The organism is Mitsuaria sp. CC2, from assembly GCF_048957715.1.
In the GTDB taxonomy this organism is placed as follows: Bacteria; Pseudomonadota; Gammaproteobacteria; order Burkholderiales; family Burkholderiaceae_C; genus Roseateles.
Window position 1 is genome coordinate 174,421 of sequence record NZ_JARVXN010000031.1, and the last position, 23,100, is coordinate 197,520.

General features: G+C 66.6%; 20 protein-coding genes. 5 read left to right on the forward strand and 15 right to left on the reverse strand.

What is annotated here, in order from left to right; translation table 11 throughout:
• Positions 1 to 12: 12 nt before the first annotated feature.
• The 7 genes from PV762_RS21220 to recA all read right to left on the reverse strand — a co-directional run bounded on the left by PV762_RS21220 (position 13) and on the right by recA (position 6,849).
• Positions 13 to 807 (reverse strand): Stp1/IreP family PP2C-type Ser/Thr phosphatase, encoded by a 795-nt coding sequence (locus PV762_RS21220; protein ID WP_421036987.1) that lies wholly within the window; start codon positions 805 to 807, stop codon positions 13 to 15.
• Positions 804 to 1,874: a serine/threonine-protein kinase gene (locus tag PV762_RS21225; protein ID WP_421036988.1), complete on the reverse strand. Its 1,071-nt coding sequence runs from the start codon at positions 1,872 to 1,874 to the stop codon at positions 804 to 806. The genes PV762_RS21220 and PV762_RS21225 overlap by 4 nt, the downstream gene beginning before the upstream one ends.
• An 18-nt stretch (positions 1,875 to 1,892) precedes the next feature.
• A complete protein-coding gene (locus tag PV762_RS21230; RefSeq protein WP_421036989.1) occupies positions 1,893 to 2,624 on the reverse strand; it encodes a TerC family protein in 732 nt (243 codons plus the stop codon).
• A gap of 193 nt (positions 2,625 to 2,817) precedes the next feature.
• A complete protein-coding gene (sucD, locus tag PV762_RS21235; RefSeq protein WP_297524421.1) occupies positions 2,818 to 3,711 on the reverse strand; it encodes a succinate--CoA ligase subunit alpha in 894 nt (297 codons plus the stop codon).
• A 27-nt stretch (positions 3,712 to 3,738) separates the two neighbouring features.
• Entirely contained in the window at positions 3,739 to 4,899 is a 1,161-nt protein-coding gene (gene sucC / locus PV762_RS21240; protein ID WP_421036990.1) for an ADP-forming succinate--CoA ligase subunit beta, read from the reverse strand.
• A gap of 401 nt (positions 4,900 to 5,300) precedes the next feature.
• Entirely contained in the window at positions 5,301 to 5,756 is a 456-nt protein-coding gene (locus PV762_RS21245) for a regulatory protein RecX (RefSeq protein WP_421036991.1), read from the reverse strand.
• Between the two features lie 46 nt (positions 5,757 to 5,802).
• Positions 5,803 to 6,849, reverse strand: a complete 1,047-nt coding sequence (gene recA / locus PV762_RS21250) for a recombinase RecA (protein ID WP_421036992.1) — start codon at positions 6,847 to 6,849, stop codon at positions 5,803 to 5,805.
• A 315-nt stretch (positions 6,850 to 7,164) separates the two neighbouring features.
• Between recA and PV762_RS21255 the strand changes: the two genes are divergently transcribed.
• On the forward strand, positions 7,165 to 7,836 hold the full coding sequence (locus tag PV762_RS21255) for a response regulator (RefSeq protein WP_067280662.1): 672 nt from the start codon (positions 7,165 to 7,167) through the stop codon (positions 7,834 to 7,836).
• 8 nt (positions 7,837 to 7,844) lie between these two features.
• Positions 7,845 to 9,350, forward strand: a complete 1,506-nt coding sequence (locus PV762_RS21260) for a sensor histidine kinase (RefSeq protein ID WP_421036993.1) — start codon at positions 7,845 to 7,847, stop codon at positions 9,348 to 9,350.
• Positions 9,351 to 9,366: 16 nt separating this feature from the next.
• Here the strand turns inward: PV762_RS21260 and rodA are convergent, their stop codons facing one another.
• From rodA to PV762_RS21285, 5 genes are read right to left on the reverse strand one after another with little or no spacing between them, the layout of a single operon-like run.
• Positions 9,367 to 10,521 (reverse strand): rod shape-determining protein RodA, encoded by a 1,155-nt coding sequence (gene rodA / locus PV762_RS21265; protein ID WP_421036994.1) that lies wholly within the window; start codon positions 10,519 to 10,521, stop codon positions 9,367 to 9,369.
• Positions 10,518 to 12,572: a penicillin-binding protein 2 gene (gene mrdA, locus PV762_RS21270; RefSeq protein WP_421036995.1), complete on the reverse strand. Its 2,055-nt coding sequence runs from the start codon at positions 12,570 to 12,572 to the stop codon at positions 10,518 to 10,520. The genes rodA and mrdA overlap by 4 nt, the downstream gene beginning before the upstream one ends.
• A 22-nt stretch (positions 12,573 to 12,594) precedes the next feature.
• On the reverse strand, positions 12,595 to 13,116 hold the full coding sequence (gene mreD, locus PV762_RS21275) for a rod shape-determining protein MreD (RefSeq protein ID WP_421036996.1): 522 nt from the start codon (positions 13,114 to 13,116) through the stop codon (positions 12,595 to 12,597).
• Positions 13,113 to 14,102: a rod shape-determining protein MreC gene (mreC, locus tag PV762_RS21280; protein ID WP_421036997.1), complete on the reverse strand. Its 990-nt coding sequence runs from the start codon at positions 14,100 to 14,102 to the stop codon at positions 13,113 to 13,115. Before mreC ends, mreD begins: the two co-directional genes overlap by 4 nt.
• A gap of 55 nt (positions 14,103 to 14,157) precedes the next feature.
• Positions 14,158 to 15,201 carry a rod shape-determining protein gene (locus tag PV762_RS21285; protein WP_067280645.1) on the reverse strand — a complete coding sequence of 348 codons (1,044 nt, stop codon included), beginning with the start codon at positions 15,199 to 15,201 and terminating at the stop codon, positions 14,158 to 14,160.
• Between the two features lie 359 nt (positions 15,202 to 15,560).
• Between PV762_RS21285 and gatC the strand changes: the two genes are divergently transcribed.
• Genes gatC through gatB form a run of 3 tightly spaced genes read left to right on the forward strand, consistent with a single transcriptional unit; the run spans position 15,561 to position 18,807 of the window.
• Positions 15,561 to 15,860 carry an Asp-tRNA(Asn)/Glu-tRNA(Gln) amidotransferase subunit GatC gene (gatC, locus tag PV762_RS21290; protein ID WP_421036998.1) on the forward strand — a complete coding sequence of 100 codons (300 nt, stop codon included), beginning with the start codon at positions 15,561 to 15,563 and terminating at the stop codon, positions 15,858 to 15,860.
• Positions 15,857 to 17,347, forward strand: a complete 1,491-nt coding sequence (gatA, locus tag PV762_RS21295) for an Asp-tRNA(Asn)/Glu-tRNA(Gln) amidotransferase subunit GatA (protein ID WP_421036999.1) — start codon at positions 15,857 to 15,859, stop codon at positions 17,345 to 17,347. The genes gatC and gatA overlap by 4 nt, the downstream gene beginning before the upstream one ends.
• Before the next feature lie 5 nt (positions 17,348 to 17,352).
• On the forward strand, positions 17,353 to 18,807 hold the full coding sequence (gene gatB / locus PV762_RS21300; protein WP_421037000.1) for an Asp-tRNA(Asn)/Glu-tRNA(Gln) amidotransferase subunit GatB: 1,455 nt from the start codon (positions 17,353 to 17,355) through the stop codon (positions 18,805 to 18,807).
• A gap of 99 nt (positions 18,808 to 18,906) precedes the next feature.
• Here the strand turns inward: gatB and PV762_RS21305 are convergent, their stop codons facing one another.
• The 3 genes from PV762_RS21305 to PV762_RS21315 all read right to left on the reverse strand — a co-directional run bounded on the left by PV762_RS21305 (position 18,907) and on the right by PV762_RS21315 (position 22,845).
• Complete coding sequence (locus PV762_RS21305; RefSeq protein ID WP_421037001.1) at positions 18,907 to 19,620, reverse strand: hypothetical protein; 714 nt, start codon at positions 19,618 to 19,620, stop codon at positions 18,907 to 18,909.
• Positions 19,621 to 19,661: 41 nt separating this feature from the next.
• On the reverse strand, positions 19,662 to 20,363 hold the full coding sequence (pyrE, locus tag PV762_RS21310) for an orotate phosphoribosyltransferase (protein WP_421037002.1): 702 nt from the start codon (positions 20,361 to 20,363) through the stop codon (positions 19,662 to 19,664).
• Positions 20,364 to 20,583: 220 nt separating this feature from the next.
• A complete protein-coding gene (locus tag PV762_RS21315; RefSeq protein ID WP_421037003.1) occupies positions 20,584 to 22,845 on the reverse strand; it encodes a TonB-dependent receptor in 2,262 nt (753 codons plus the stop codon).
• Positions 22,846 to 23,100 lie beyond the last annotated feature (255 nt).

The window sequence follows — 23,100 nt, forward strand, 5'->3', positions numbered from 1 at the left end:
TAGAGGGCCGCCTCAACGGCGCCCATTGTTGCGACTGAATGGCCACCACGCCCATGGCTTGGTGCGACTTTCGGCGCGAACCAGAACGATCGCAATATTATCCTTGCCGCCCATGTCATTGGCCGTGTCCACAAGCGCTTGCGCCGCTTCCGGCAGATCGCTGTGGCTTTGAAGCACCTGTGCCACGCTCACGTCATCGACCATGTCGGAGAGGCCATCGCTGCACAACAGGATCTGGTCGCCCGGCAGCAGCTCATGCTGATGCACCTCCAGCATCACCGTATCCTCGACGCCGACGGCCCGCGTGACCAGATTCTTGTTGCTGCTGAAGACGGCTTCTTCTGGCGTCAGTAGACCTGCATCGAGCTGTTCCTGCAGCAACGAATGGTCACGCGTCAGTTGCACGAGCTGCCCCTCGCGAAAACGATAGGCTCGTGAATCGCCCACGTGCCCAAGCAGCAGACTCTGCTCCCGGAAAACCGCCAGAACCAGCGTGGTGCCCATGCCCGCGTATCGCGGATTGGTGTTGGCGGCGTTGAAGATCGCGCGATTGGCGTTGTCGACGCAGATGTCCATCGCTCGCCGCACATCGATGTCGGTCGCGTGCTGGCCGGCTTCGGCCAGCCAACGCCCCAGCTCCGACTTGATGAAGGTCGTCAGCATCTGGCTGGCTACTTCACCGGCGTTGTACCCGCCCATGCCGTCCGCGAGCACCGCGAGCCCGACGCCCGGTTCCAGGGCGACCGAGTCTTCATTGTTGTCGCGCACACGACCGGTATCGGTGGCGCTGAAGAACTCCAGGGTCATGTCTTGCTGGCGGGATCGGCTGGGGGAAGGGGATTGTGCACTGCGCCTTGGGACTGTAGCCGCAAAGTTTGCTCGAATGCCTGACCCGCCGGTGGGGGAGGTGTGGCGCCCGTGCTATTGGCCAATGCCACCGGAATCTGGCTCAGCACTGACTCCAGATCTTGCGCCAGCGTGTCGCCGCGTTGATAGCGCAATTCCGGGCGTTTCTCCAGCGACAGCGCCACGACCATGGCCAGCGATTCCGGCAAGTCGGGACGGAGCCGCCGGACGTCCGGCGCCGGCTGGTTCATGATCTGGTGCATCAATGTGGCCATCGATTCCGTCTGATGCGGCAGATGCCCGGTCAGGAGCTGGAACAGCATGGCGCCCAGCGAGTAGAGATCGCTGCGCCCATCCACCTGCAGGCCGGCCAGTTGCTCCGGCGACATGTAGGACGGCGTGCCCAGGACCAACCCTGTTCGCGTCCGACTGCCATCCGCGACCCGCGCAATGCCGAAATCCATGATCTTCACGCTGCCGGATTCGCGTTCCAGCATCACGTTGGCAGGCTTGATGTCGCGATGGACGACGCCGTGTCCGTGGGCGTACTGGAGAGCCCGCCCCAGGCGCGCGCCGAGCAGCAGCACTTCGCGCAAGGGCAACAGCTGGCCGGGTCGCGTATGGTGGCTCAGGTCCTGTCCGACGACATATTCCATCGCGATCCAGGTTTCACCGGCGCATTCGCCAGCGTCCAGCACGCGCAGGATGTCGGGATGATCCAGGTGCCGGGCGGCACTGGCCTCGCGCATGAAGCGGTCGCGAACGTCGACCAGGTCCTCCGGCGCAAACTCGCGCTGCAAGGCCAGACGTTTGATCGCGACGATCCGACCGCTGCGGCGGTCCACGGCGCGATGGACCACTGCCATCGCACCGCGACCGACTTCTTCACCGATCTCGTAATCGTCGAGCGCCACACCGGCCGCGCGCGGCATCGGCAGCGTCGTCGGCTGGGTATCGGACGCACCCAGGCCCCCGTCGTCAGACGCGCCTCGGCCCAGCAGTCGCTTCAGGAAGCCGGAGGCGCTCATGACATGGCAGGCCTTTCGTCAGGCCTGTGCCGGCCGACGCGCGGCCAGCAGCTTGCCGACGAGCAGGACGAACAGCGCGCCGCCGACACCGAGGGCGTAATACACCTGCGGCAGCACTTCCGTCGTACCCGGCTTGCTGCCCGGCTGCATCGGCACCCAGCTGTTCAACGCCGGATCGGTCACCAGCATCGTGCCGGCAATCCATCCCAGCAGCATCGCACCGAGCGTGATCACGATCGGGAACTTGTCCATCAGCTTGATGACCAATTGGCTGCCCCAGACGATGATGGGGATAGACACCAGCAGGCCGAAGATCACCAGCGGCATCTGATGTTGACCGCCCGCGCCTTCGGCGGCGCCGGCGATCGCGATCACGTTGTCCAGGCTCATCACGAAGTCCGCGATGATGACGGTCTTCACCGCGCCCCAGAGCTTGTCGCTCGCTTCGAGCTTTTCGTGGTCATCGTCGGCCTCGGGGATCAGCAGCTTGATGCCGATCCACAGCAGCAGCACGCCGCCGACGAGCTTCAGGAACGGCAGCTTGAGGAGCGTCAGCGCAAAGAAGATCAGCACGACGCGCAGCACGATGGCACCGGCCGTGCCCCAAAGGATGCCCTTGGTGCGCAGATTGGGTGGCAGCTTGCGGCAGGCAAGCGCGATGACGACCGCATTGTCGCCACCCAGCAGGATGTCGATCAGGATGATCTGGCCGACGGCAAGCCAGAACTCGGGGCTGGTGAGCATTTCCATGGAGGGAACCCGCGCCGGGCCTCGCACAACGAGGGCCCAGTCTAAAGCGTTGGAGGGGCAAACGAAGGAAGGGGCCCGACGGGCCCCTTCATTGGTTCGGGGGATGCGGTGGGATTGTCCGCGCCCGCCCCCCGGACCCGCAGTGCGTGAAATTACGCAGCAACGGTCCCCTGCATCAGGTTTTTCCTGCTACTTACAGCAGGCCTTTCAGCAGCTTGCCCATTTCGGACGGGTTGCGCGTCACGGTGAAGCCGCACTCTTCCATGATGGCGAGCTTGGCATCGGCCGTGTCGGCACCGCCGGAGATCAGCGCGCCGGCGTGGCCCATGCGCTTTCCGGGAGGCGCGGTCACACCCGCGATGAAGCCGACCACCGGCTTCTTCATGTTGGCCTTGCACCAGCGGGCGGCTTCCGCCTCGTCCGGTCCGCCGATCTCGCCGATCATGATGACGGCATCGGTGTCCGGATCGTCGTTGAAGGCTTGCATCACGTCGATGTGCTTCAGGCCGTTGATCGGGTCACCGCCGATGCCGACAGCCGACGACTGGCCCAGACCGATCTCGGTCAGCTGCGCCACCGCTTCATAGGTCAGCGTGCCGGAGCGCGAGACCACGCCGATGCGGCCCTTGCGATGGATGTGGCCGGGCATGATGCCGATCTTGATCTCGTCGGGCGTGATCAGGCCGGGGCAGTTCGGACCGAGCAGCAGCGTCTTCTTGCCGCCGGCCAGTTCCTTGGCCTTCATCTTGTTGCGCACTTCCAGCATGTCGCGGACGGGGATGCCTTCCGTGATGCAGATCGCCAGGTCCAGGTCGGCCTCGACGGCTTCCCAGATCGCGGCAGCAGCGCCCGCGGGCGGCACGTAGATCACCGACACGGTCGCGCCGGTCTGGGCGGCGGCTTCCTTCACGGTGCCGTAGATGGGGATGTCCGAGAACTTCTCGCCCGCCTTCTTCGGGTTCACGCCGGCAACGAACGCATTCTTGCCGTTGGCGTAGGCCTGGCAGCCCAGGGTGTGGAACTGACCGGTCTTGCCCGTGATGCCCTGGGTGATGACCTTGGTGTCCTTGTTGATGTAGATGCTCATGTCGTATTCCTTGGCTGGGTCTTCGGCTTACTTGACGGCGGCGACGATCTTGGTCGCGGCTTCGGCCATGGTGTCGGCGGCGATGATGGGCAGGCCGGACTCGGCCAGCATCTTCTTGCCCAGCTCCTCGTTGGTGCCCTTCATGCGGACGACCAGCGGCACGCTCAGGTTGACGGCCTTGCAGGCCGTGATCACGCCCTCGGCGATGGTGTCGCACTTCATGATGCCGCCGAAGATGTTCACGAGGATGCCCTTCACCTCGGGGTTCTTCAGCATGATCTTGAAGGCCTCCGTGACCTTCTCCGCCGTCGCGCCGCCGCCGACGTCCAGGAAGTTGGCCGGCTCGCCGCCGAACAGCTTGATGGTGTCCATGGTGGCCATGGCCAGACCGGCGCCGTTCACCAGGCAGCCGATGTTGCCTTCCAGCGAGATGTAGGCCAAATCGAACTTGGAGGCTTCGATTTCTGCCGCGTCTTCTTCATCCAGGTCGCGGTAGGCGACGATTTCCGGGTGACGGAACAGGGCGTTGGCATCGAAGTTGAACTTCGCGTCCAGCGCCATCAGGTTGCCCTTGGAGTCGCAGTTCAGCGGATTGATCTCCACCAGCGACGCGTCCGTGTCCATGTAGCACTTGTACATCTTGGCGAACAGGTCGACGGCCTGGTCCACCGAAGCGCCGCTCAGGCCGATGGCCGCGGCGATCTTCTTGGACTGCTCGGTCGTGATGCCGGTCAGCGGATCGATGTACTCCGTGATGATCTTCTCGGGCGTCGAATGGGCGACTTCCTCGATGTCCATGCCGCCTTCGCTCGACGCGATGAAGGCCACCTTCTGGGTGCCGCGGTCGGTCACCAGCGAGATGTACAGCTCGTTCTTGATGTCCGCGCCTTCTTCGATGTACAGGCGACGGACCTTCTGGCCGGCCGCGCCGGTCTGGTGCGTGACCAGTTGCATGCCCAGGATCTGCTCGGACAGCGACTTCACGTCATCCAGGCTCTTGCCGACCTTGACGCCGCCGCCCTTGCCGCGACCGCCGGCGTGGATCTGCGCCTTGACCACCCAGACCGGGCCGCCCAGCTTCTGCGCGGCTTCGACCGCCTCTTGCACCGTGAACGCGGGAATGCCGCGCGGCACCGGCACGCCGAACTGGCGCAGGATTTCCTTGCCCTGGTACTCGTGAATCTTCATAGGGAGGTCTCGCTTGATGGATGAATCAGGAAGAAGCAGCCGGAGCCGCGGACACGCCGCGGTGCCGGCTCGGAGAAGAGGTTTGCAACGCCGGATCCAGTCGACCCCTCGCGGCAAGACACCCGTCGTCGCGGCCATAGGACCGCGCGTCGACGGAACGACGAGGATGCGGTGGATGGCGCTCGGGGGAGGCGGAGGAAGACATAAAACCGATGCAAACACGCGAAAACACGCCCGCGGACGAACGCCGGCGGGCTGTTTTGCGAAGCCGAAAATGTAGCATGCTGCGTTGCATCAAGCCTTTGGCGCGGTTGAGACGCGCACCGGCGTGGGCCTGTCAGCACGCCGCAAGGTGCTCGTGACGCACGAAGTTTCGGCGAGTTTCAGGCGCTGTCGCTCTTTCAGGCGTCAGCGGCGACCTGCCGCAAGGCCTTGCGCGCCAGATCGGAGTCGAAGCCTCGTCCGATGAGGAAGCGCATGCGTTTGGCTACATCGGAAGGATCGGTCGCGGGGCCGCTCCCAAATTTTCGCCTGAGCAACTCGCAAGCTCGCTCGAGTTCTCCCGAGGCGAGCGCCGACCGCTGGTCTGCATTCATGCTCAAGCCGTGCTGGGCGAGCTCCTGCTCGATGCGACGCTGGCCGAAGCGCAGTGAGCGCACATGGATGCGAGATTCGACGAAGCGCGTCTCTTCGAGATAACCACTCGACTTGAGCCAGACCAGGACAGCCTCGACTTCATCGACGAGATCGACCGGGTCGCCGTCGACGTCCATCGACGGGTCCTGATCGCGATCACGCGCGATGCGCAGCAGCTTTCGCCGCAACTCCACCGCGCTGTGTTCGCGCTGCGCGAGCAAGGTGACCGCCCGCGCCTTCAGCGAGAGCGGTTGTCCAGCAGCGCGTTTACTCGGCGGCATCGCCGGGCGCGGTGCCCAGCAACGGAATGCCCAGCGACTCGCGGATCTTGTTTTCGATCTCGACCGCCAGGTCCGCGTTCTCACGCAGGAACTCTCGCGCGTTGTCCTTGCCCTGCCCGATCTTCTCGCCGCCGTAGGCGTACCAGGAGCCGGCCTTCTCGACGATCTTGTTGGCCACGCCCATGTCGATGATCTCGCCTTCGCGACTGATGCCCTCACCGTAGAGGATGTCGAACTCCGCCGTCTTGAACGGCGGCGCCACCTTGTTCTTGACGACCTTGACCTTGGTCTCGGAGCCGATGACTTCCTCGCCCTTCTTGATCGAGCCGATGCGACGGATGTCCAGGCGCACCGAGGCGTAGAACTTCAGCGCATTGCCGCCGGTGGTCGTTTCCGGGCTGCCGAACATGACACCGATCTTCATCCGGATCTGGTTGATGAAGACGACGGTGCAGTTGGTCTTCTTGATGGTGGCGGTCAGCTTGCGCAGCGCCTGGCTCATCAGACGGGCCTGCAAGCCCGGCAGGGAGTCACCCATCTCGCCTTCGAGTTCCGCCTTCGGCGTCAGCGCGGCGACCGAGTCGACCACGATCAAGTCCACCGAGCCGGAGCGCACCAGCGAGTCCACGATCTCCAGCGCCTGCTCGCCGGTGTCGGGCTGGCTGATCAGCAGTTCCTGCAGGTTGACGCCCAGCTTCTGCGCGTACTGGACGTCCAGCGCGTGTTCCGCGTCGATGAAGGCGCACACGCCGTCCAGCTTCTGCATCTGGGCGATGACCTGCAGCGTCAGCGTGGTCTTGCCCGAGGATTCCGGCCCGTAGATCTCGACCACGCGGCCGCGCGGCAGACCGCCGACCCCCAGCGCGATGTCCAGGCCCAGCGAGCCGGTGGAGACGACCTGGATGTCCTCGATCTTCTCGCCTTCGGCCAACCGCATGATGGAGCCCTTGCCGAACTGCTTTTCGATCTGGGCGAGGGCGGCCTGCAAGGCCTTGGCTTTTTCGGTGTTGGCGTTCTTCACGGGGGCGTCCATGCAATCTTCTCCTGGTGGCTGCGCCGGATTATTGGCGGAATCTGTATATCTGTACAGTACTTTGTAGAACCAATCGACCCGCTGTGCGGTACCGAATTGATTGATGCAGCCATCTTAGGCAGTCGGTAGCTCACTGGATGAGCCAATTGGGGTGATTCCCATTTCTTTCCGCCATCGGTGGGAGGCATCCCCACGTGAACCTGTCGCCGGCCTGACCGGACGCCTCCCGCAACCGCCGGCGGACGCCTCGGAAACGCCTAGGGAACACTGCAAGCGCGCTCCCTAAAATGTCTCCATAACCAGAGGGGACGACACATGCGCATCTTGATCGCCGAAGACGACCAGGTCCTGGCCGACGGCCTGCTGCGTTCGTTGCGGGCGTCGGGTTGCGCCGTCGATCAGGTCGGCAGCGGCAGCGAGGCGGATGCGGCTCTCGCTTCCCATGAATTCGACCTGCTGATCCTCGACCTCGGCCTGCCGAAGCTGCACGGCCTGGAGGTGCTCAGACGGCTGCGTGCGAGAGGCTCATCCGTGCCGGTGCTGATCCTGACCGCCGCCGACAGCATCGAGGAACGCGTCAAGGGACTGGACCTCGGCGCCGACGACTACATGGCCAAGCCGTTCTCGCTGCAGGAGCTCGAAGCCCGCGTGCGCGCGCTCACGCGACGCGGCCTGGGCACCGCGTCGAGCGTGATCCGCCATGGTCCGCTCACCTTCGACGCGACGGGTCGTGTCGCCTACATCAACGAGCAGATGGTGGAGCTGTCGGCGCGCGAGCTGTCCTTGCTGGAAGTGCTGCTGCAGCGCGCCGGACGCCTCGTCAGCAAGGATCAGTTGGTCGAGCGGCTGTGCGAGTGGGGCGAGGAAGTCAGCAACAACGCGATCGAGGTCTACATCCATCGCCTGCGCAAGAAGATCGAACAGGGCCCGATCCGCATCGCCACCGTGCGCGGGTTGGGCTACTGCCTTGAGAAGATTCCGGGCTGAGCTGCCGCATGGCGGCTGATTCCTCCGGCCATCGCTCGCTGTTCGGCGAGATCCTCGACTGGATGCTCGCGCCGTTGCTGGTCATCTGGCCGATCAGCGTCGCGCTGACCTGGCTGGTGGCGCAGGGCATCGCCAACAAGCCCTACGACCGCGAGCTCGACGAGATGGCGCGCACGCTTGGCCTGCAGGTCGTGACCGAACCCGCGCCGGGCGACGCGGCGGCGCGGCGCGGTCGCTCACGGTATGCACTCGCGCCGGAAGCCGCCGCGCTGCTGCGCGCGGACGAATCCGACACCGTCTACTACCAGGTGCTCGGCCTGCGCGGCGAGCTGCTCAGCGGCGACGCACAGTTGCCGGTGCCCGAGGTGGAGCCGCCGGTCGTTCCGTGGGAGGTCAACCGCCGGTTCGACGAGGTCAACAACGAGGCGGTCCGCATCTCCTACCTGTGGGTGGTGCCCGAGGGGATGGCGGGCAGCGACAAGATGATGCTGGTGCAGGTCGCGGAGACCCTGGGCAAGCGCTCGCGGCTGACCAACGAGATCATCAAGGGCGTCATCCTGCCGCAGTTCGTGATCCTGCCGCTGGCGGTGCTGCTGGTGTGGCTGGCGCTGGCGCGCGGCATCGCGCCGCTGAACGATCTGCAGCGCCGCATCCGGTCGCGCGACAGCTCGGACCTGAGCCCCATCGACGAACAGCGCATCCCCGACGAGGTGGCGCCGCTCGTGCAGGCCATCAACGACCTGCTGGAACGTCTCGATCAGTCGATCCGCTCGCAGAAGCACTTCCTGGCCGATGCCGCGCATCAGTTGAAAACGCCGCTGGCGGGACTGCGCACGCAGGCCGAGTTGGCGCAACGCGAGATCGACGAGGGCCGCAGCTCGCCAGCGGAACTCCGCCGCTCCCTGAAGCAGATCGCGGTGTCGAGCCAACGTGCGGCGCACATGGTCAACCAGTTGCTGGCAATGGCGCGCGCCGAGGACCAGGAGCACGCCGCGCGGCGCAGCGAGGTGAACCTCGCCGTACTCGCGATCGAGACGGTGCGGGACTTCGTGCCGCGGGCCATGGAGAAGCGCCTGGATCTCGGCTACGAGGGCCCGGAGGCCAGCCAGGCCGGGCTTCGGATCAACGGACATCCGCTGCTGATCCGCGAGCTGATCCGCAACCTCGTCGACAACGCGTTGCTGTACACGCCCAGCGGCGGCACGGTGACGGTGCGCGTGGTCGAGGACCCGTTCGGGCAGGTCTGCGTGCTGCAGGTCGAGGACTCCGGACCGGGCATCCCCGAGTCGGAACGCGAGCAGATCTTCCAGCCCTTCTACCGCGCGCTGGGCACCAACGTGGACGGCTCCGGCCTGGGCCTGGCGATCGTGCGCGAGATCGTCCAGCAGCACGAGGCCGAGATCGCGGTCGACGACACGCGGGCGCGTCGACAGGCCGAATCGGAAGGCGGGGGCCCTGGAGCGCGCTTCACCGTGCGCTTCGCCGCTCACCCGTTGCCGAACGCCGGTTCCTGACCAGCCTGCCGACCGATCAGCGCTGCGTCCCGCCCCGGCTCTTGGCGATCGACATCAGCATGCCGAGCGACAGGCCCAGCGTCACCATCGCCGTCCCCCCATAGGAGATGAACGGCAAGGGCACGCCGACGACGGGCAGGATGCCGGTCACCATTCCCATGTTCACGAACACGTAGGTGAAGAAGCTCAGCGTGATCGCGCCCGCGAGCAAGCGCGAGAACAAGGTCGGCGCCTCGTGCGCGATCGCGAGTCCGCGCAGGATCAGCGCGGTGAAGCCGATCAGCAGCCCCGCCGCCCCGATCAGGCCGAACTCCTCGCCGTAGGCGGCGAAGATGAAGTCGGTCGTCCGCTCCGGAATGAACTCCAGGTGCGTCTGCGTGCCCTTCATGAAGCCCTTGCCGGTCACGCCGCCCGAGCCGATCGCGATCTCGCCCTGGATGATGTGGAAGCCCTTGCCCAGCGGATCCTTCGTCGGGTCCAGCAGTGTGCAGACGCGGTCCTTCTGGTAGTCCTTCAGCACCACCCACTTCACGTCGGGCTGGCAGATCTGGTCCTCGCTGAACACCAGCGTGGTGATGCCCGCGCCGGCCAGCAGCATCGCCGGGATGATCAGCTTCCACGACAGCCCGGCGAAGAAGATCACGTACAGACCCGCGCCCAGCACCAGAAGCGAAGTGCCCAGGTCCGGCTGCTTCGCGATCAGGCCCACCGGCACGGCCAGCAGGACGAAGGCAGCGATGAAGTCCGGCAACCGCAGCTGCCCCTCGCGCTTCTGGAACCACCAGGCCAGCATCAGCGGCACGGCGATCTTCAGCAGCTCGGACGGCTGGATCTGCGTGCCCACATACAGCCAGCGGGTCGCCCCCTTCTTCGTGATGCCGAACAGCGCCACCGCGATCAACAAGGTCACGCCGATCCCGTACAAGGGCAACGCGAGCTGCATCAGTCGCTGCGGCGGCACCTGCGCGGTCACGAACAGCACGCCCATGGCCAGGACCATGTTTCGCGCATGATCGACGAAACGCGTGCCGTGGTCGTAGCCGGCCGAGTACATGCACATCAGCCCCAGGCCCATCAGCCAGGCCATCGCGAGCAGCAACGGGACGTCGAAGCCCTGGAACAGCGGTTTCACGCGCTGCAACAGACTGGGTTTGCTGAAGACCGCACTCATCGTGAAGCTCCCCGGTTGGGACGTGCAGCCGCCGTCGCCTGGGCCGGCGTGGCCGCCGAGGGGGTCGAAGCCGCCGAAGCCGCCACTTGCGGCGCGCTCGCCGCGGCGTTGGGCAACGGGATGTCCTCGACGCGGCGCGGCGTGCCGATCGGCGCGCCGACCTGGCCGACCCGCACCTTGGCGATGTCCTCTTCGCTCGGGTAAGTCCCGGTGAGTACGTAGTCGAACACGCGGCGTGCGATCGGCGCGGCCGACTCGGAGCCGAAGCCCGCGTTCTCGACGATCAAGGCCAGCGCAATGGTCGGCGCCTGGTAAGGCGCGAACGAGATGTACAGCGAGTGATCGCGCTTGCGCTCGTCCGCCTTGATGCTGCTATAGGTCTGGCCGGCACGCAGGCCCACCGCCTGCGCCGTCCCGGTCTTGCCGGCGCTCTGGTATTGCGCGCCCGCGAACACCGCGCGCGACGTGCCTTCCAGCGTCACGTCGTGCATCGCGTTGCGGATCACGTCGACGTCCGCCTTGCGCAGCGCCAGCGGCGCCAAGGCATCGCTCGCCACGCGCCGTTGCGCGTGCTTGACGACGTCCTCGATCTCCCGCACCAGCCTGGGCCGGTAACGCTCGCCGCCGCTGGACAGCGTCGACATCGCCGTCGCCAGCTGCAGCATCGTGAAGTTGTTCTGGCCCTGGCCGATGCCCAGCGAGATCGTCTCGCCGGCGTACCACTTCTGCTGGTCGGGCCGCTTGAATGCCCGGCGCTTCCATTCGGTGCTGGGCAGCAGGCCGGTGACCTCGCCCTGGAGGTCGATCTCGGTCTTGCGGCCGAAGCCGAAAGGTTCGAGCTGGTCATGGATCATGTCCACACCCATCTCGTTGGCCAGCGAATAGAAGTAGACGTTCGACGACGTCACGATCGCCAGCCGCATGTCCTTCGGCCCCGCGCGGTCGCCGGTGGCGCTGCCGAAGACACGGCCGCCGAAGCTGAAGTTCAGGTTGTCCTGGATCACCACGTTGGCGGCCCGCTTGCCCGTGTTCAACGCCGCCATCGCCATGTACGGCTTGAAGGTCGAGCCCGGCGGATAGGTGCCGCGCAACGCACGGTTCAGCAGCGGCTTGTCGATGTCCTCGTTGAGCTCGCGCCAGCTGTCCGCGTCGATGCCATCGACGAACAGGTTGGGATCGAAGGTCGGCTTGGAGACGAAGGCCAGCACCTCGCCGTTGCGCGGATCCATCGCGACGAGTGCGCCGCGTCGGTCGCCGAAGAGCCGCTCCACCAGTGCCTGCAGCTTGATGTCGACCGACAGGTGCAGCGTGTTGCCAGGCGTCGGCGGGCGGTTGCGCAGGCGGCGCACCGCGCGGCCGCCCGCGCTGGTCTCCATCTCCTCGAACCCGGTCTGGCCGTGCAGTTCGCGCTCATAGGCCTGCTCCAACCCGAGCTTGCCGATGTACTCGGTGCCACGGTAGTTGGCGACGTCCTCTTCCGACCAGTCGTCCATCGCCTTCTTCTCGGCCTGGTTGATGCGGCCGATGTAGCCCAGCAGGTGCGCGCCGATGTCGCCCATCGGATAGCTGCGGAACAGCCGCGCCTTGATGTCCACGCCGGGGAAGCGGAAGCGCTGCGCGGCGAAACGGGCCACCTCGGTGTCGGTCAGCTTGGTGCGGATGGGCAGCGACTCGAAGTTCTTGCTTTCCTCCATCAGCCGCTTGAACCGCCGGCGGTCGCGCTGCTGGATGTCGATGACGGCGGACAACGCGTCGATCGTGCGTTCAAGGTCCGGCACCTTCGACGGCGTGATCTCCAGCGTGTAGGCCGAGTAGTTGCTCGCCAGCACCACGCCGTTGCGGTCGACGATCAGGCCACGGTTGGGCACGATGGGGACGACGGAAACGCGGTTGGTCTCGGCGCGTTCGAGCAGCGCGTCGTGCTGCGTGATCTGCAGGTAGACGAGGCGTGCGACGAGCAGGCCGAAGCAGAAGAGCACGAAGGCGGCGGCGGCGAACAGCCGCAGCCGGAAGCGGCTCAGCTCCGCCTGGAGGTTCTTGATGACCGTCATCGCGGGCCCGATCACGGCGCGCTCAAAGCGGGCGATGCGCGTCGGGATCCGGCGCGCGGCGCTGGGGCGCGAGCAGGAGCGCCGCAGCGACCGGCCACAGCGCGGCCTGCAGCACCGGCGCCAGGACCAGGCTCCATCCCGGCCACATGCCGCCGACGATCAGGCGCACGGTCACCGCGATCGCGGTCGCCAGCACGAACAGCGGCAGCACATGCAGCGCCTGCGCGAAGAGCGAGAACCACAGCAACCGGCGATGCAGCGCGACCGCGCCGAAGGCGAGCAGGCTGTAGGCGAGCGCATGCTGGCCGAGCAGCGCGCCGTGGTGGACGTCGATCATCAGGCCGAAGACGAATGCCCAGCCGACGCCGACACGTCGCGGCTGGTGGACGTTCCAGAACACCAGCACCAGCGCAAGCACGTCCGGCATCCAGGGTTGGCGCCCGACGGGGACCATGTCGATCAGCAGGCCGACGACCAGGCTGAACGCGATGAACAGAGGGTTGGCGGGCAGCAGGAGCTGGCTCGCGCCGCGGGGCATGATCATCGGGTGCCTCCTTTCGGCGCGGACGCGGAGGACGCCGCCGACGCGGCACGACTGCGCGCCGGCCTGCTGGCGGCTTCCGCAGTGGCCGCGTTCGCGGCGCTGGCCGCTTCCTGCGCGGCTTCGGTGCGGGCCGACTCCTGGCCTTCCAGCGGTTCCAGCACCAGCACGTGGCGCGCGCTGTCGGGTTGCGCGACTGGCGCCAGACCGACGCGCGCGAAACTGGTGTCGCCACGGCGTTCGACCTCCGCGACCTTGGCCACCGGCAGGCCCGGCGGATAGAGCCCGTCCAGGCCCGAAGTCGCGAGCGCGTCGCCCGGCTTGATGTCGGCGTTGGCCGCGATGAAGCGCAGCTCCATCACGCCCCGCTCGCCGCCGTAGGCGACGCCGCGCTGCTGGGTGCGGGTGTTGAGCACGGGGATGGTGGCGTCCCGGTCGGTCAGCAGGGTCACCTCGGCGGACAGCGGATAGACCCGCGTCACCTGGCCGAGCACGCCGGCGTCGTTGACCACCGGCGCGCCGAGGCGCACGCCGCCATGACCGCCGCGGTCGATGATGATGCGTCGCGAGAACGGATCCGGCGCTTCGTAGAGCACCTCCGCGGCGAGGGCCTTGACCGGCAGCGCCTCACGCAGGTCGAGCAGCGCGCGCAGGCGCGTGTTCTCGGCCTGCAGCTGCGCCGCGCGGCTCAGGATCACCGCCTGCGAGGCAAGCTGCTGCCGGGCCTGGTTCTCCGCCTCGGTGGCCTTCTCCATGCCGCGGGCGTAGTCGCCGGCCTGTTCCCAGGCGTCGACGGGCGCCAGCAGCGCGCGCTGCAGCGGATGCAGCGCGAGCGCCAGCCCCGCGCGGGCGGGCGCCGTGACCTGGAAGCGGGAGTCCGCCACCATGAGGAAGACCGCCAGGGCCGCACAGAAGGCCAGCTTCGTCAACGCGGACGGGCCTTCGCGGAACAGCGGCGGTGGATTGCGGTCGAGGGTGCCGAGAGGCATGAAGATCTCAGCGAAGGAGATTCAACGCAAAGCGGCCGACGGAGGCCGCATCCACTTATTCGTTCGTGAAGATCGAACCCAGCCGTTCCATGCGTTCCAGGGCCATGCCGCAACCCCGGACCACGCAGGTCAGCGGGTCTTCGGCCACGAGCACCGGCAGGCCGGTTTCCTCGGCCAGGAGGCGGTCCAGATCGCGCAGCAGCGCGCCGCCGCCGGTGAGCATCATGCCGCGTTCGGCGATGTCGGCGCCCAGTTCCGGCGGGGTCTGCTCCAGCGCGTTCTTCACGGCAGAGACGATCTGGTTCAGCGGGTCGGTCAGCGCTTCCAGGATCTCGTTGGACGAGATCGTGAAGCTGCGCGGCACGCCTTCGCTGAGGTTGCGGCCCTTGACTTCCATCTCCTTGACCTCGGAGCCGGGGAAGGCCGAGCCGATGTTCTTCTTGATGGATTCCGCCGTCGGCTCCCCGATCAGCATGCCGTAGTTGCGGCGGATGTAGTTGATGATGGCCTCGTCGAACTTGTCGCCGCCGACGCGGACCGAGCCCTTGTAGACCATGCCGCCCAGCGAGATCACGCCGACTTCCGTCGTGCCGCCGCCGATGTCGATGACCATCGAGCCCGAGGCTTCCGACACCGGCAGGCCCGCGCCGATCGCCGCGGCCATCGGCTCCTCGATCAGGTAGACCTCCGACGCGCCCGCGCCCAGCGCGGCGTCGCGGATGGCGCGTTTCTCGACCTGCGTGGAGCCGCAGGGCACGCAGATGATGATGCGGGGCGAGGGACGCAGCAGCTTGGTGTCGTGCACCATCTTGATGAACTGCTTGATCATCTGCTCGGTGACCACGAAGTCGGCGATCACGCCGTCCTTCATCGGGCGGATCGCCTCGATGTTGCCGGGCACCTTGCCCAGCATGGCCTTGGCTTCGTGGCCCACCGCCTGGATCGTCTTCTTGCCGTTGGGACCGCCTTCATGGCGGATGGCGACGACGGACGGTTCGTCCAGCACGACGCCTTTTCCGCGGACGTAGATCAGCGTGTTGGCGGTGCCCAGGTCGATGGCGAGATCGGTGGAGAAATAGCGGCGCAGGGAGGCGAACATGTGTGTAGGCAAGACCTGGACAAGACGCGTCGGCACCTGGAGCCGCCCATCAACGTCGAACTACACGCAATCGGCGGCATTCGACGGCATCAAGCGGCGTTCGTCTGCGTTCTGTCCGGGCGGCTGCGATTCGGGGCGGTTCGGGTCGGTATACCGCGCGGACCGGCGGCGTCCGCGCGAGCGAGATTCCTTGCCATAAGGAACGAGGCTGCGCTGGCAGCCTCGGCTCATGGAGATAAGCGGGGATAATAACTGATCACCCCCTGGTTTGGCCCGTCTGCAAGGCGTCCGTCAGCGTTCTGCGAATCTTTCGCGCGACCGTCGACCCGCTTGCCCGACCGGCCCTAGCGCACACCCCCATGGCACTCACCCAAGACGACGTCAGCCGGATCGCCAAACTGGCCCGGCTGCAACTCTCCAGCGACGAGCAGGCGGCCCTGCTGCCGCAGCTCAACGGCTTCTTCTCGATCGTCGAGCAGATGAGCGCGGTCGACACCAGCGGCGTCGATCCCCTCTACACGCCGCTGTCGGCGGTCCAGGAAGTGGCCCTGCGGCTGCGCGAGGACCGCGTCACCGAATCCGACCAGCGCGACCTCAACCAGCGCAGCGCTCCCGCCGTCGAGGACGGCCTGTTCCTGGTCCCGAAAGTCATCGAATGACCGCGCCCCTCCACTACCTCGGCGTGGCCGAGCTCGGCCGCGCGCTGCGCGCCAAGACCGTCTCCAGCACCGAACTGACGCAACATCTGCTTGCGCGTGTTGCCGCGGCGAAGGATCTCGGCGCCTTCCTGCACGTCGACGAGGCCTACGCGCTGGCCCGGGCCCAGGACGCCGACGCGCGCCTCGCAAAAGGCGAGGCCGGCGCGCTCATCGGCGTGCCGCTCGCGCACAAGGACATCTTCGTCACCCGCGACATGCCGACCACGGCCGGCTCGAAGATGCTCGAGGGTTACCTCAGCCCGTTCGACGCCACCGTCGTCGAGCGTCTCAACGCCGCCGGCACCGTGTCGCTGGGCAAGCTGAACTGCGACGAGTTCGCGATGGGATCGGCCAACGAGAACAGCGCCTACTTCAAGGCGCTGAATCCCTGGGACCGCACCCGCGTGCCGGGCGGCTCCTCGGGCGGCTCGGCCGTGGCCGTGGCCGCGGGCCTCGTCCCCGCGACGACCGGCACCGACACCGGCGGCTCGATCCGCCAACCGGCCAGCTTCTCCGGCATCACCGGCATCAAGCCGACCTACGGCGTGTGCTCGCGCTACGGGATGATCGCGTTCGCTTCCAGCCTGGACCAGGCCGGCGTGTTCGCGCGCTCGGCCGAGGACTGCGCGTTGCTGCTGTCGACGATGAGCGGCTTCGATGAACGCGACGCCACCAGCGTCCAGCAGCCGCCGCAGGACTTCAGCGCGCAGATGCTGACGGCACGCGAAGGCGCGACCCCGGCGCAGCCGCTCAAGGGCCTGCGCATCGGGCTGCCCAAGGAGTTCTTCCCCGACGCGCTGTCCGCCGACGTCAACGGCGCGGTGCGCGCCGGTCTGGCGGAACTGGAGAAGCTGGGCGCCACGCTGGTGGACGTGTCGCTGCCGCGCACCGAGCTCGCGATCCCGGTCTACTACATCATCGCCCCGGCCGAAGCGAGCTCCAACCTGTCGCGCTTCGACGGCGTGAAGTTCGGGCACCGCGCCAGGGACTACGGCAACCTGATCGACATGTACGAGAAGACCCGCGCCGAAGGCTTCGGCGCCGAGGTCAAGCGCCGGATCATGATCGGCAGCTACGTGCTCTCGCACGGCTACTACGACGCCTACTACCTGCAGGCGCAGAAACTGCGCCGCATGATCGCGGACGACTTCCAGCAGGCCTTCCAGCACTGTGACCTCATCGCCGGCCCGGTGGCGCCGACGGTCGCCTGGAAGCAGGGCGAGGGCGCCGACGATCCGGTGAAGGCCTACCTCGCCGACATCTTCACGCTGCCCGGCTCGCTGGCCGGCCTGCCCGGCATGAGCGTGCCAGTGGGCACCGGCGAGGGCGGCATGCCCGTGGGCCTGCAGCTGCTGGGCAACTACTTCAGGGAAGGCACGCTGCTGCACGCCGCGCACGCGCTGCAACAGGCCACCGACTGGCACCGCCAGCATCCGGCGGGGGTGTGAACGTCATGAGCAAGAACAGTCAACTGGTGCGGGGCTACGAGGTCGTGATCGGCCTGGAGAACCACGTCCAACTCTCGACCGAATCGAAGATCTTCAGCGGGTCGTCGACCGCCTTCGGCGCGGCGCCCAATACGCAGGCCAGCGCCGTGGACCTGGCGCTTCCCGGCACGCTGCCGGTGCTGAACCGCGGCGCCGTCGAGCGCGCCATCCGCTTCGGCCTGTCGGTCGGCGCGAAAGTCGCGCCGCTGTCGATCTTCGCGCGCAAGAACTACTTCTATCCGGACCTGCCCAAGGGCTACCAGATCAGCCAATACGAAATCCCCGTCGTGCAGGGCGGCCACATCGAGTTCTTCGTCGGCGACGAGAAGAAGGTGGTGAAGCTGACCCGCGCGCATCTCGAAGAGGACGCCGGCAAGAGCCTGCACGAGGACTATCACGGCCAGTCGGGCATCGACCTGAACCGCGCCGGCACGCCGCTGCTGGAGATCGTCTCGGAACCCGAGATGCGCTCCGGCGCCGAAGCCGTCGAGTACGCCAGGACGCTGCACGCGCTGGTGATGTGGCTGGGCATCTGCGACGGCAACATGCAGGAGGGCTCCTTCCGCTGCGACGTGAACGTGTCGGTGCGCAAGCCCGGCGCGCCCTTCGGCACGCGCCGCGAGATCAAGAACCTCAACAGCTTCCGCCACCTGGTCGACGCGGTGGACTTCGAAGTCAACTGGCAGATCGACCAGATCGAGGACGGCCTGACGATCCAGCAGGCGACGGTGCTCTACAACGAGAACACCGGCGAGACCCGCGCGATGCGGACCAAGGAAGACGCGGCCGACTACCGCTACTTCCCCGATCCGGACCTGCCGCCGCTGATGATCGGCGCGGACTGGGTGGAGCGGGTGCGGGGCGAAATGCCCGAACTGCCGACGGTGATGGCCGCGCGCTTCCAGGACGCCGACGGTCTGCCGGCCTATGACGCGACGATGATGACGCAGAGCCTGTCGATGGCGCGCTTCTACGAGGCTGCGCGCGACCTGTGCGGCGCGCCCAAGCTCGTGGCGAACTGGCTGATGGGCGAGGTCTCGCGCCGTCTCAACAGCGAGGAGCGCAGCATCGACCGCCCACCGGTGACGCCCGCGCAACTGGGGGCGCTGATCAAGCGCATCCACGACGGCACCATCAACAACAACTCGGCCAAGCAGGTGTTCGAGGCGCTGTGGACGGGCGAGGGCGCCGATGTCGACGCGATCATCGCCGCCAAGGACCTGAAGCAGTCCAACGACACCGGCGAGATCGAGCGCATCCTGGACGAGGTGCTGGCGGCCAACGCCAAGTCGGTGGAGGAGTTCCGCGCCGGCAAGGAGAAGGCGTTCAACGCGCTGGTCGGCCAGGCGATGAAGGCGGCCAAGGGCAAGGCCAACCCGGCCACCGTCAACGAGCTGCTGAAGAAGAAACTCGGCGCCTGAGCGGGACCGCGCCCGGGCATCCCGCCCAATGAAAAAACGCCGGTGTGGCCTTTCAGCCCACCGGCGTTCTTGCGTCTGGAATGTTGCGGGACGGCCGCTTCAGCGCCCGCTGGCGGGTGAGGCCTGCACCGGCGGCTTCGCCGTCGCGGGGAGCGTTCCCGGCTTCTCGAGCGAACCTGGCGCGGCACCTGCCCACAGTCGCTTCAGGCGCGCCAGCTCCTCGTCATAGATCCTGTTGACGCGCACGATTTCCGCCTTCTGGTTGTCGATCGACTCGCGCTGTGCGGTCGCGGACGCATCGTTCATGTCGAGCTGGTGCTGCAGCTTCACCGGGACCCGCTTGCCCTTGTAGAACTCGAGCTCGTCGAGCATCGGCTTGCGCTCCGTCGCCAGCGCCTGAAGTCGCTTCTCGGACAGCTGCATCGCTTCACGGATGTCGTCGAGCGCAGCCTCCCGCGCGCGCTGGTGCGCGGCCAGATCCGCGTAGCGCTGCAGCAGGTTGCGATCGCGCCGCACGGCATCCTGCTGGGCGGCGCGCTGGACTTCCTCCAGACGCTTGCGCTGGTCGGCGAGAGACTGTTCCTCGGGCGACATCGCCGGCGGCATCATCTTTCGGACCGAGCCGTCGGAGTTCAGCACGCGCTGTTCACGCGCCTGACATTCCGGGATCGGACGGTCGGAGGTCAGGCGGCGGCCGTCGGTCGTCGTGCACGTGTAGATGCCCGATGAGGACGGCGACTTCGTCTGCGCCTGCGCGACACCCATCGTCGCGCCGACCAGCAACAACGCCAGGCTGGACAGCGTCGACTTCACGATCGGTCGGGACGGCAGAAGGCGTGAGAGAAGGGCGCGCATCAGACTCCGTAGCGATCTCTGTAGGCATGGACCGCCGTCGCATGACTGGCGACGGTGGCACTGCTCGTGGTCTGCAGATACTGGAGCAGGTCGGCCAGTCCGGCAATGGCGACGACTGGCAGCTTCAGCTGGTCACGCACGTACTGTACTGCCGACCAGGGCAGATCCTGGCCGTTCTCGGCGGCCTTCTCCTGGCGGTCCAGCGCGATGGCCACGCCGCAGGGCGTGGCGCCGGCGGCCTGGATCATCGCGATGGACTCGCGCACGGAGGTGCCGGCGGAGATGACGTCGTCGATGATGAGCACGCGGCCCTGGACCTTGGCGCCGACCAGGGTGCCGCCCTCGCCGTGGTCCTTGGCTTCCTTGCGGTTGTAGGCGAAAGGCTTGTTGTGGCCCAGCCGGGCCAGCTCGATCGCGACCGCCGCGGCCAGCGTGATGCCCTTGTAGGCGGGGCCGAAGATCATGTCGAACTCGACGCCCGACGCCAGCAGCCGCTGCGCATAGAACGCCGCCAGCCTGCCGATCTTGAGGCCGTCGTCGAACAGGCCGGCATTGAAGAAGTACGGGCTGAGACGGCCGGCCTTGGTCTTGAATTCGCCGAAACGCAGCACGCCGGCGTCGACGGCGAAGGCGACGAATTCCTGGGCCAGGGCGTCGTGGGAATCCTGGCTGGAATCCGGGCGGGAGGCAGCGGTGGTCATGGCGGCGCGACGTCGAGACGTGACAGTGAAATTGGGGCGGAATTGTAGGGCGCCGGTTCTGGCCACCCTGAAGGTGACGCAGAGCGTCATGTCGCCTGAATCCAGCCATTCAAGCAAGAAAAAGGCCCGCTCCGTCGCCAGAAGCAGGCCTGATTTTTGCAGGGCGGCGCGCGGGCCGCCCTGCTGCGTGATGCGACGCGACGAGGCGCGGTTCAGCCGATCAGAAGATCGCCTTGAACTGGACGCCGTAGGTGCGCGGATCGTTGATGAAGCCGGTCAGGTTGTTGAAGTCGATCGCGCCGGTCACACGGACCTGGTTGGTGATGTTGCGAACGAAGGCCGCAGCCTCGTACTTGCCGTTGCTCCAGATGTAGCCCGCGCGCAGGCCGCCTTCGGTGAGCGCCTTGCCGGTGAACTCCTTCGATTCATACAGGAAGAAGTTCACCTTCGAGCGATAGGCCCAGTCGGTGTAGACGTAGAACTCGTTGCCCCCCGGGGTGGGGATGCTGTAGCGCGCGGTCAGGTTGTAGACCCACTTCGGCGCCTGCGGCAACTGGTTGCCGTTGATGAAGAACTGGCCGTTCCCCGCCGCCGGATTGGTCACCGTGCAGCCGCCGCCGCAGCCGGCCACCGTCAGGGCGCCGTCCTTGATGGTGGCCTTGTTGTAGCTCCCGCCCATCGTGATGAACAGGTCGTCGATCGGCAGCAGTTCGAGGTTGAACTCGACGCCTTCGCCGACGACCTTCTTCGCCGTCTTCACCGAGTTGCCGTTGCCGCCGCCGCCGACTTCCGTCAGTTGCAGGTCCTTCACGTCGTAGCGGAAGACGTTGGCGGAGATACGCGCGCGGCGGTTCCACAGGTCACTCTTCACGCCCACTTCATAGGACGTCAGCGTCTCCGGCGTGGCGCGGGTCATCGGGCCGAACTCCGAGGCCGGCAGGATCGCCGAGCCGCGGAAGCCCGTGCCGACGCGGGCGTAGACGTTGGTGTCCTTGGTCAGCGCGTAGGTGCCGGAGAGGTCCCAGGTGACCTTGGAATCGCGGGTATCGGTCGTGAGGCCGTTGGCCGTGTTCAGCGTCTGGTCCTGCGTCTCGGTCGCCAGCCACTTCTTGTCCTTCGTGAAGCGCAGGCCGCCGCGCAGCTTGAAGGCGTCGGTGACGTCGTAGTTGACCGAGCCGAACACGGCGTACGCGCGGTTGGACTGGCGCGTGCGGGCCGACGAGGTATAGCCGCCGTCCGAGAAGATCGAGTCGTAGTTGACGCTCTCGGCCATGTAGCGCTCGTGGAAGAGGTACACGCCCGCCTGGTAGCGGGCCGGGCCGGCCGGGTTGTATTCGACGCGGAATTCCTGGCTCAGCTGGCGGTGGTCCTTCAGCGCGTCCGAGGTCTCGCTCGAGAACGGGATGTTGCCGGGTCCGAACTGGCCGTCGGGTGCATACGGCGCGCCGTAGCCTCCGTCGACGTCGCCGCGCGAGTACGGCTGCACCGTCTCGATCGCGGTGATCGAGTGCAGGGTCACGTCGTTCAGATTCCAGCGCAGGCGTGCGCTCCCGCCGGTGGCGTGGATGCGCTGCTCGTTGTGGCCGTCGATGGACATCTTGTCCGGATCGAAGCCGTCGACCAGATCGTTCGTGCCGGGCTTGATGATGTTGGCGCGGAACAGGCGCGGGCTGCCGTCCAGTTCGCGGTTGTGGATATTGAACAGCGCCGAGAACTGCTTGTGCGGCTCGTACAGCACCTGCGCCCGCACGGCGCGGTCGTTGTAACCCTCGGTCTTGGACGTCGCCGCGTCGGCCAGCGTGTTTTCCACCCAGTCGCCGCGGTGCTGGATCTGCGCGGAGATTCGAGCCGCCCAGTCGCCGCCCATCGGCAGGTTGAACGCGCCTTCGGCGTTGACCGTGTCGTGCGTGCCGTAGGAGACGTTGAAGTAACCCTCCTGCTTCTTCGACGGCTTCACCGATTCGAACTTCACCACGCCAGCGGGCGTATTGCGGCCGTACAGCGTGCCCTGCGGGCCGGCGACGACTTCCACGCCGGCCAGGTCGAAGGCCGGGAACCCCTTCAGGATGGGGTTCTCCTGGACGACATCGTCATAGATCAACGAGACCGGCTGCGAGGCGTTCAGGCGGAAGTCGGTGTTGCCGTAGCCGCGGATGTAGAAACGCGGGAAGGCGCGACCGAACGACGACTCGATGTTCAGGCTGGGGACGCGGCCCGACAGGAAGCGGATGTCCTGGCCGCCGGAGTTCAGCACGTCGAGCTTCTCGCCCGAGATCTTGCTGACGGCGTTCGGTACTTCCCGGATGTTCTCGACCCGGCGCTCGGCGGTGATGGTCACCGTCTCGAGCTGACCCTTCTCCTTGGCGGGCGCCTCGGCGGCCTCCTGGGCCAGCGCGGGCCAGGCCAGCAGGGCCAGCGAGACGGCCATGGCGGCCTCGCGCAGGGCCGGGACGGCAGCGCGCTGGGTGGCGGATCGATTCATGGGAAATACTCCGGGCGGAAGGATGAGAAACCGGGGCGACGCCAGCGACACCGATTGGTAAACCGGCTTCACTGGCGGCAAAAATGTGGGCGCTGGGTGGCGCGGTGGACGCGAATCTAGCAAGTTCGTCATAAAGCCGTCACCCTAGGCACCACGAAGGTGCGTTTTCTGTTGCCGAAATACTTCACCTGCTCGCGTGTCGCCCGAATGGGCGTCGACGACGCATGACGTGGGCGTTCCGTGGTGCACGACGCT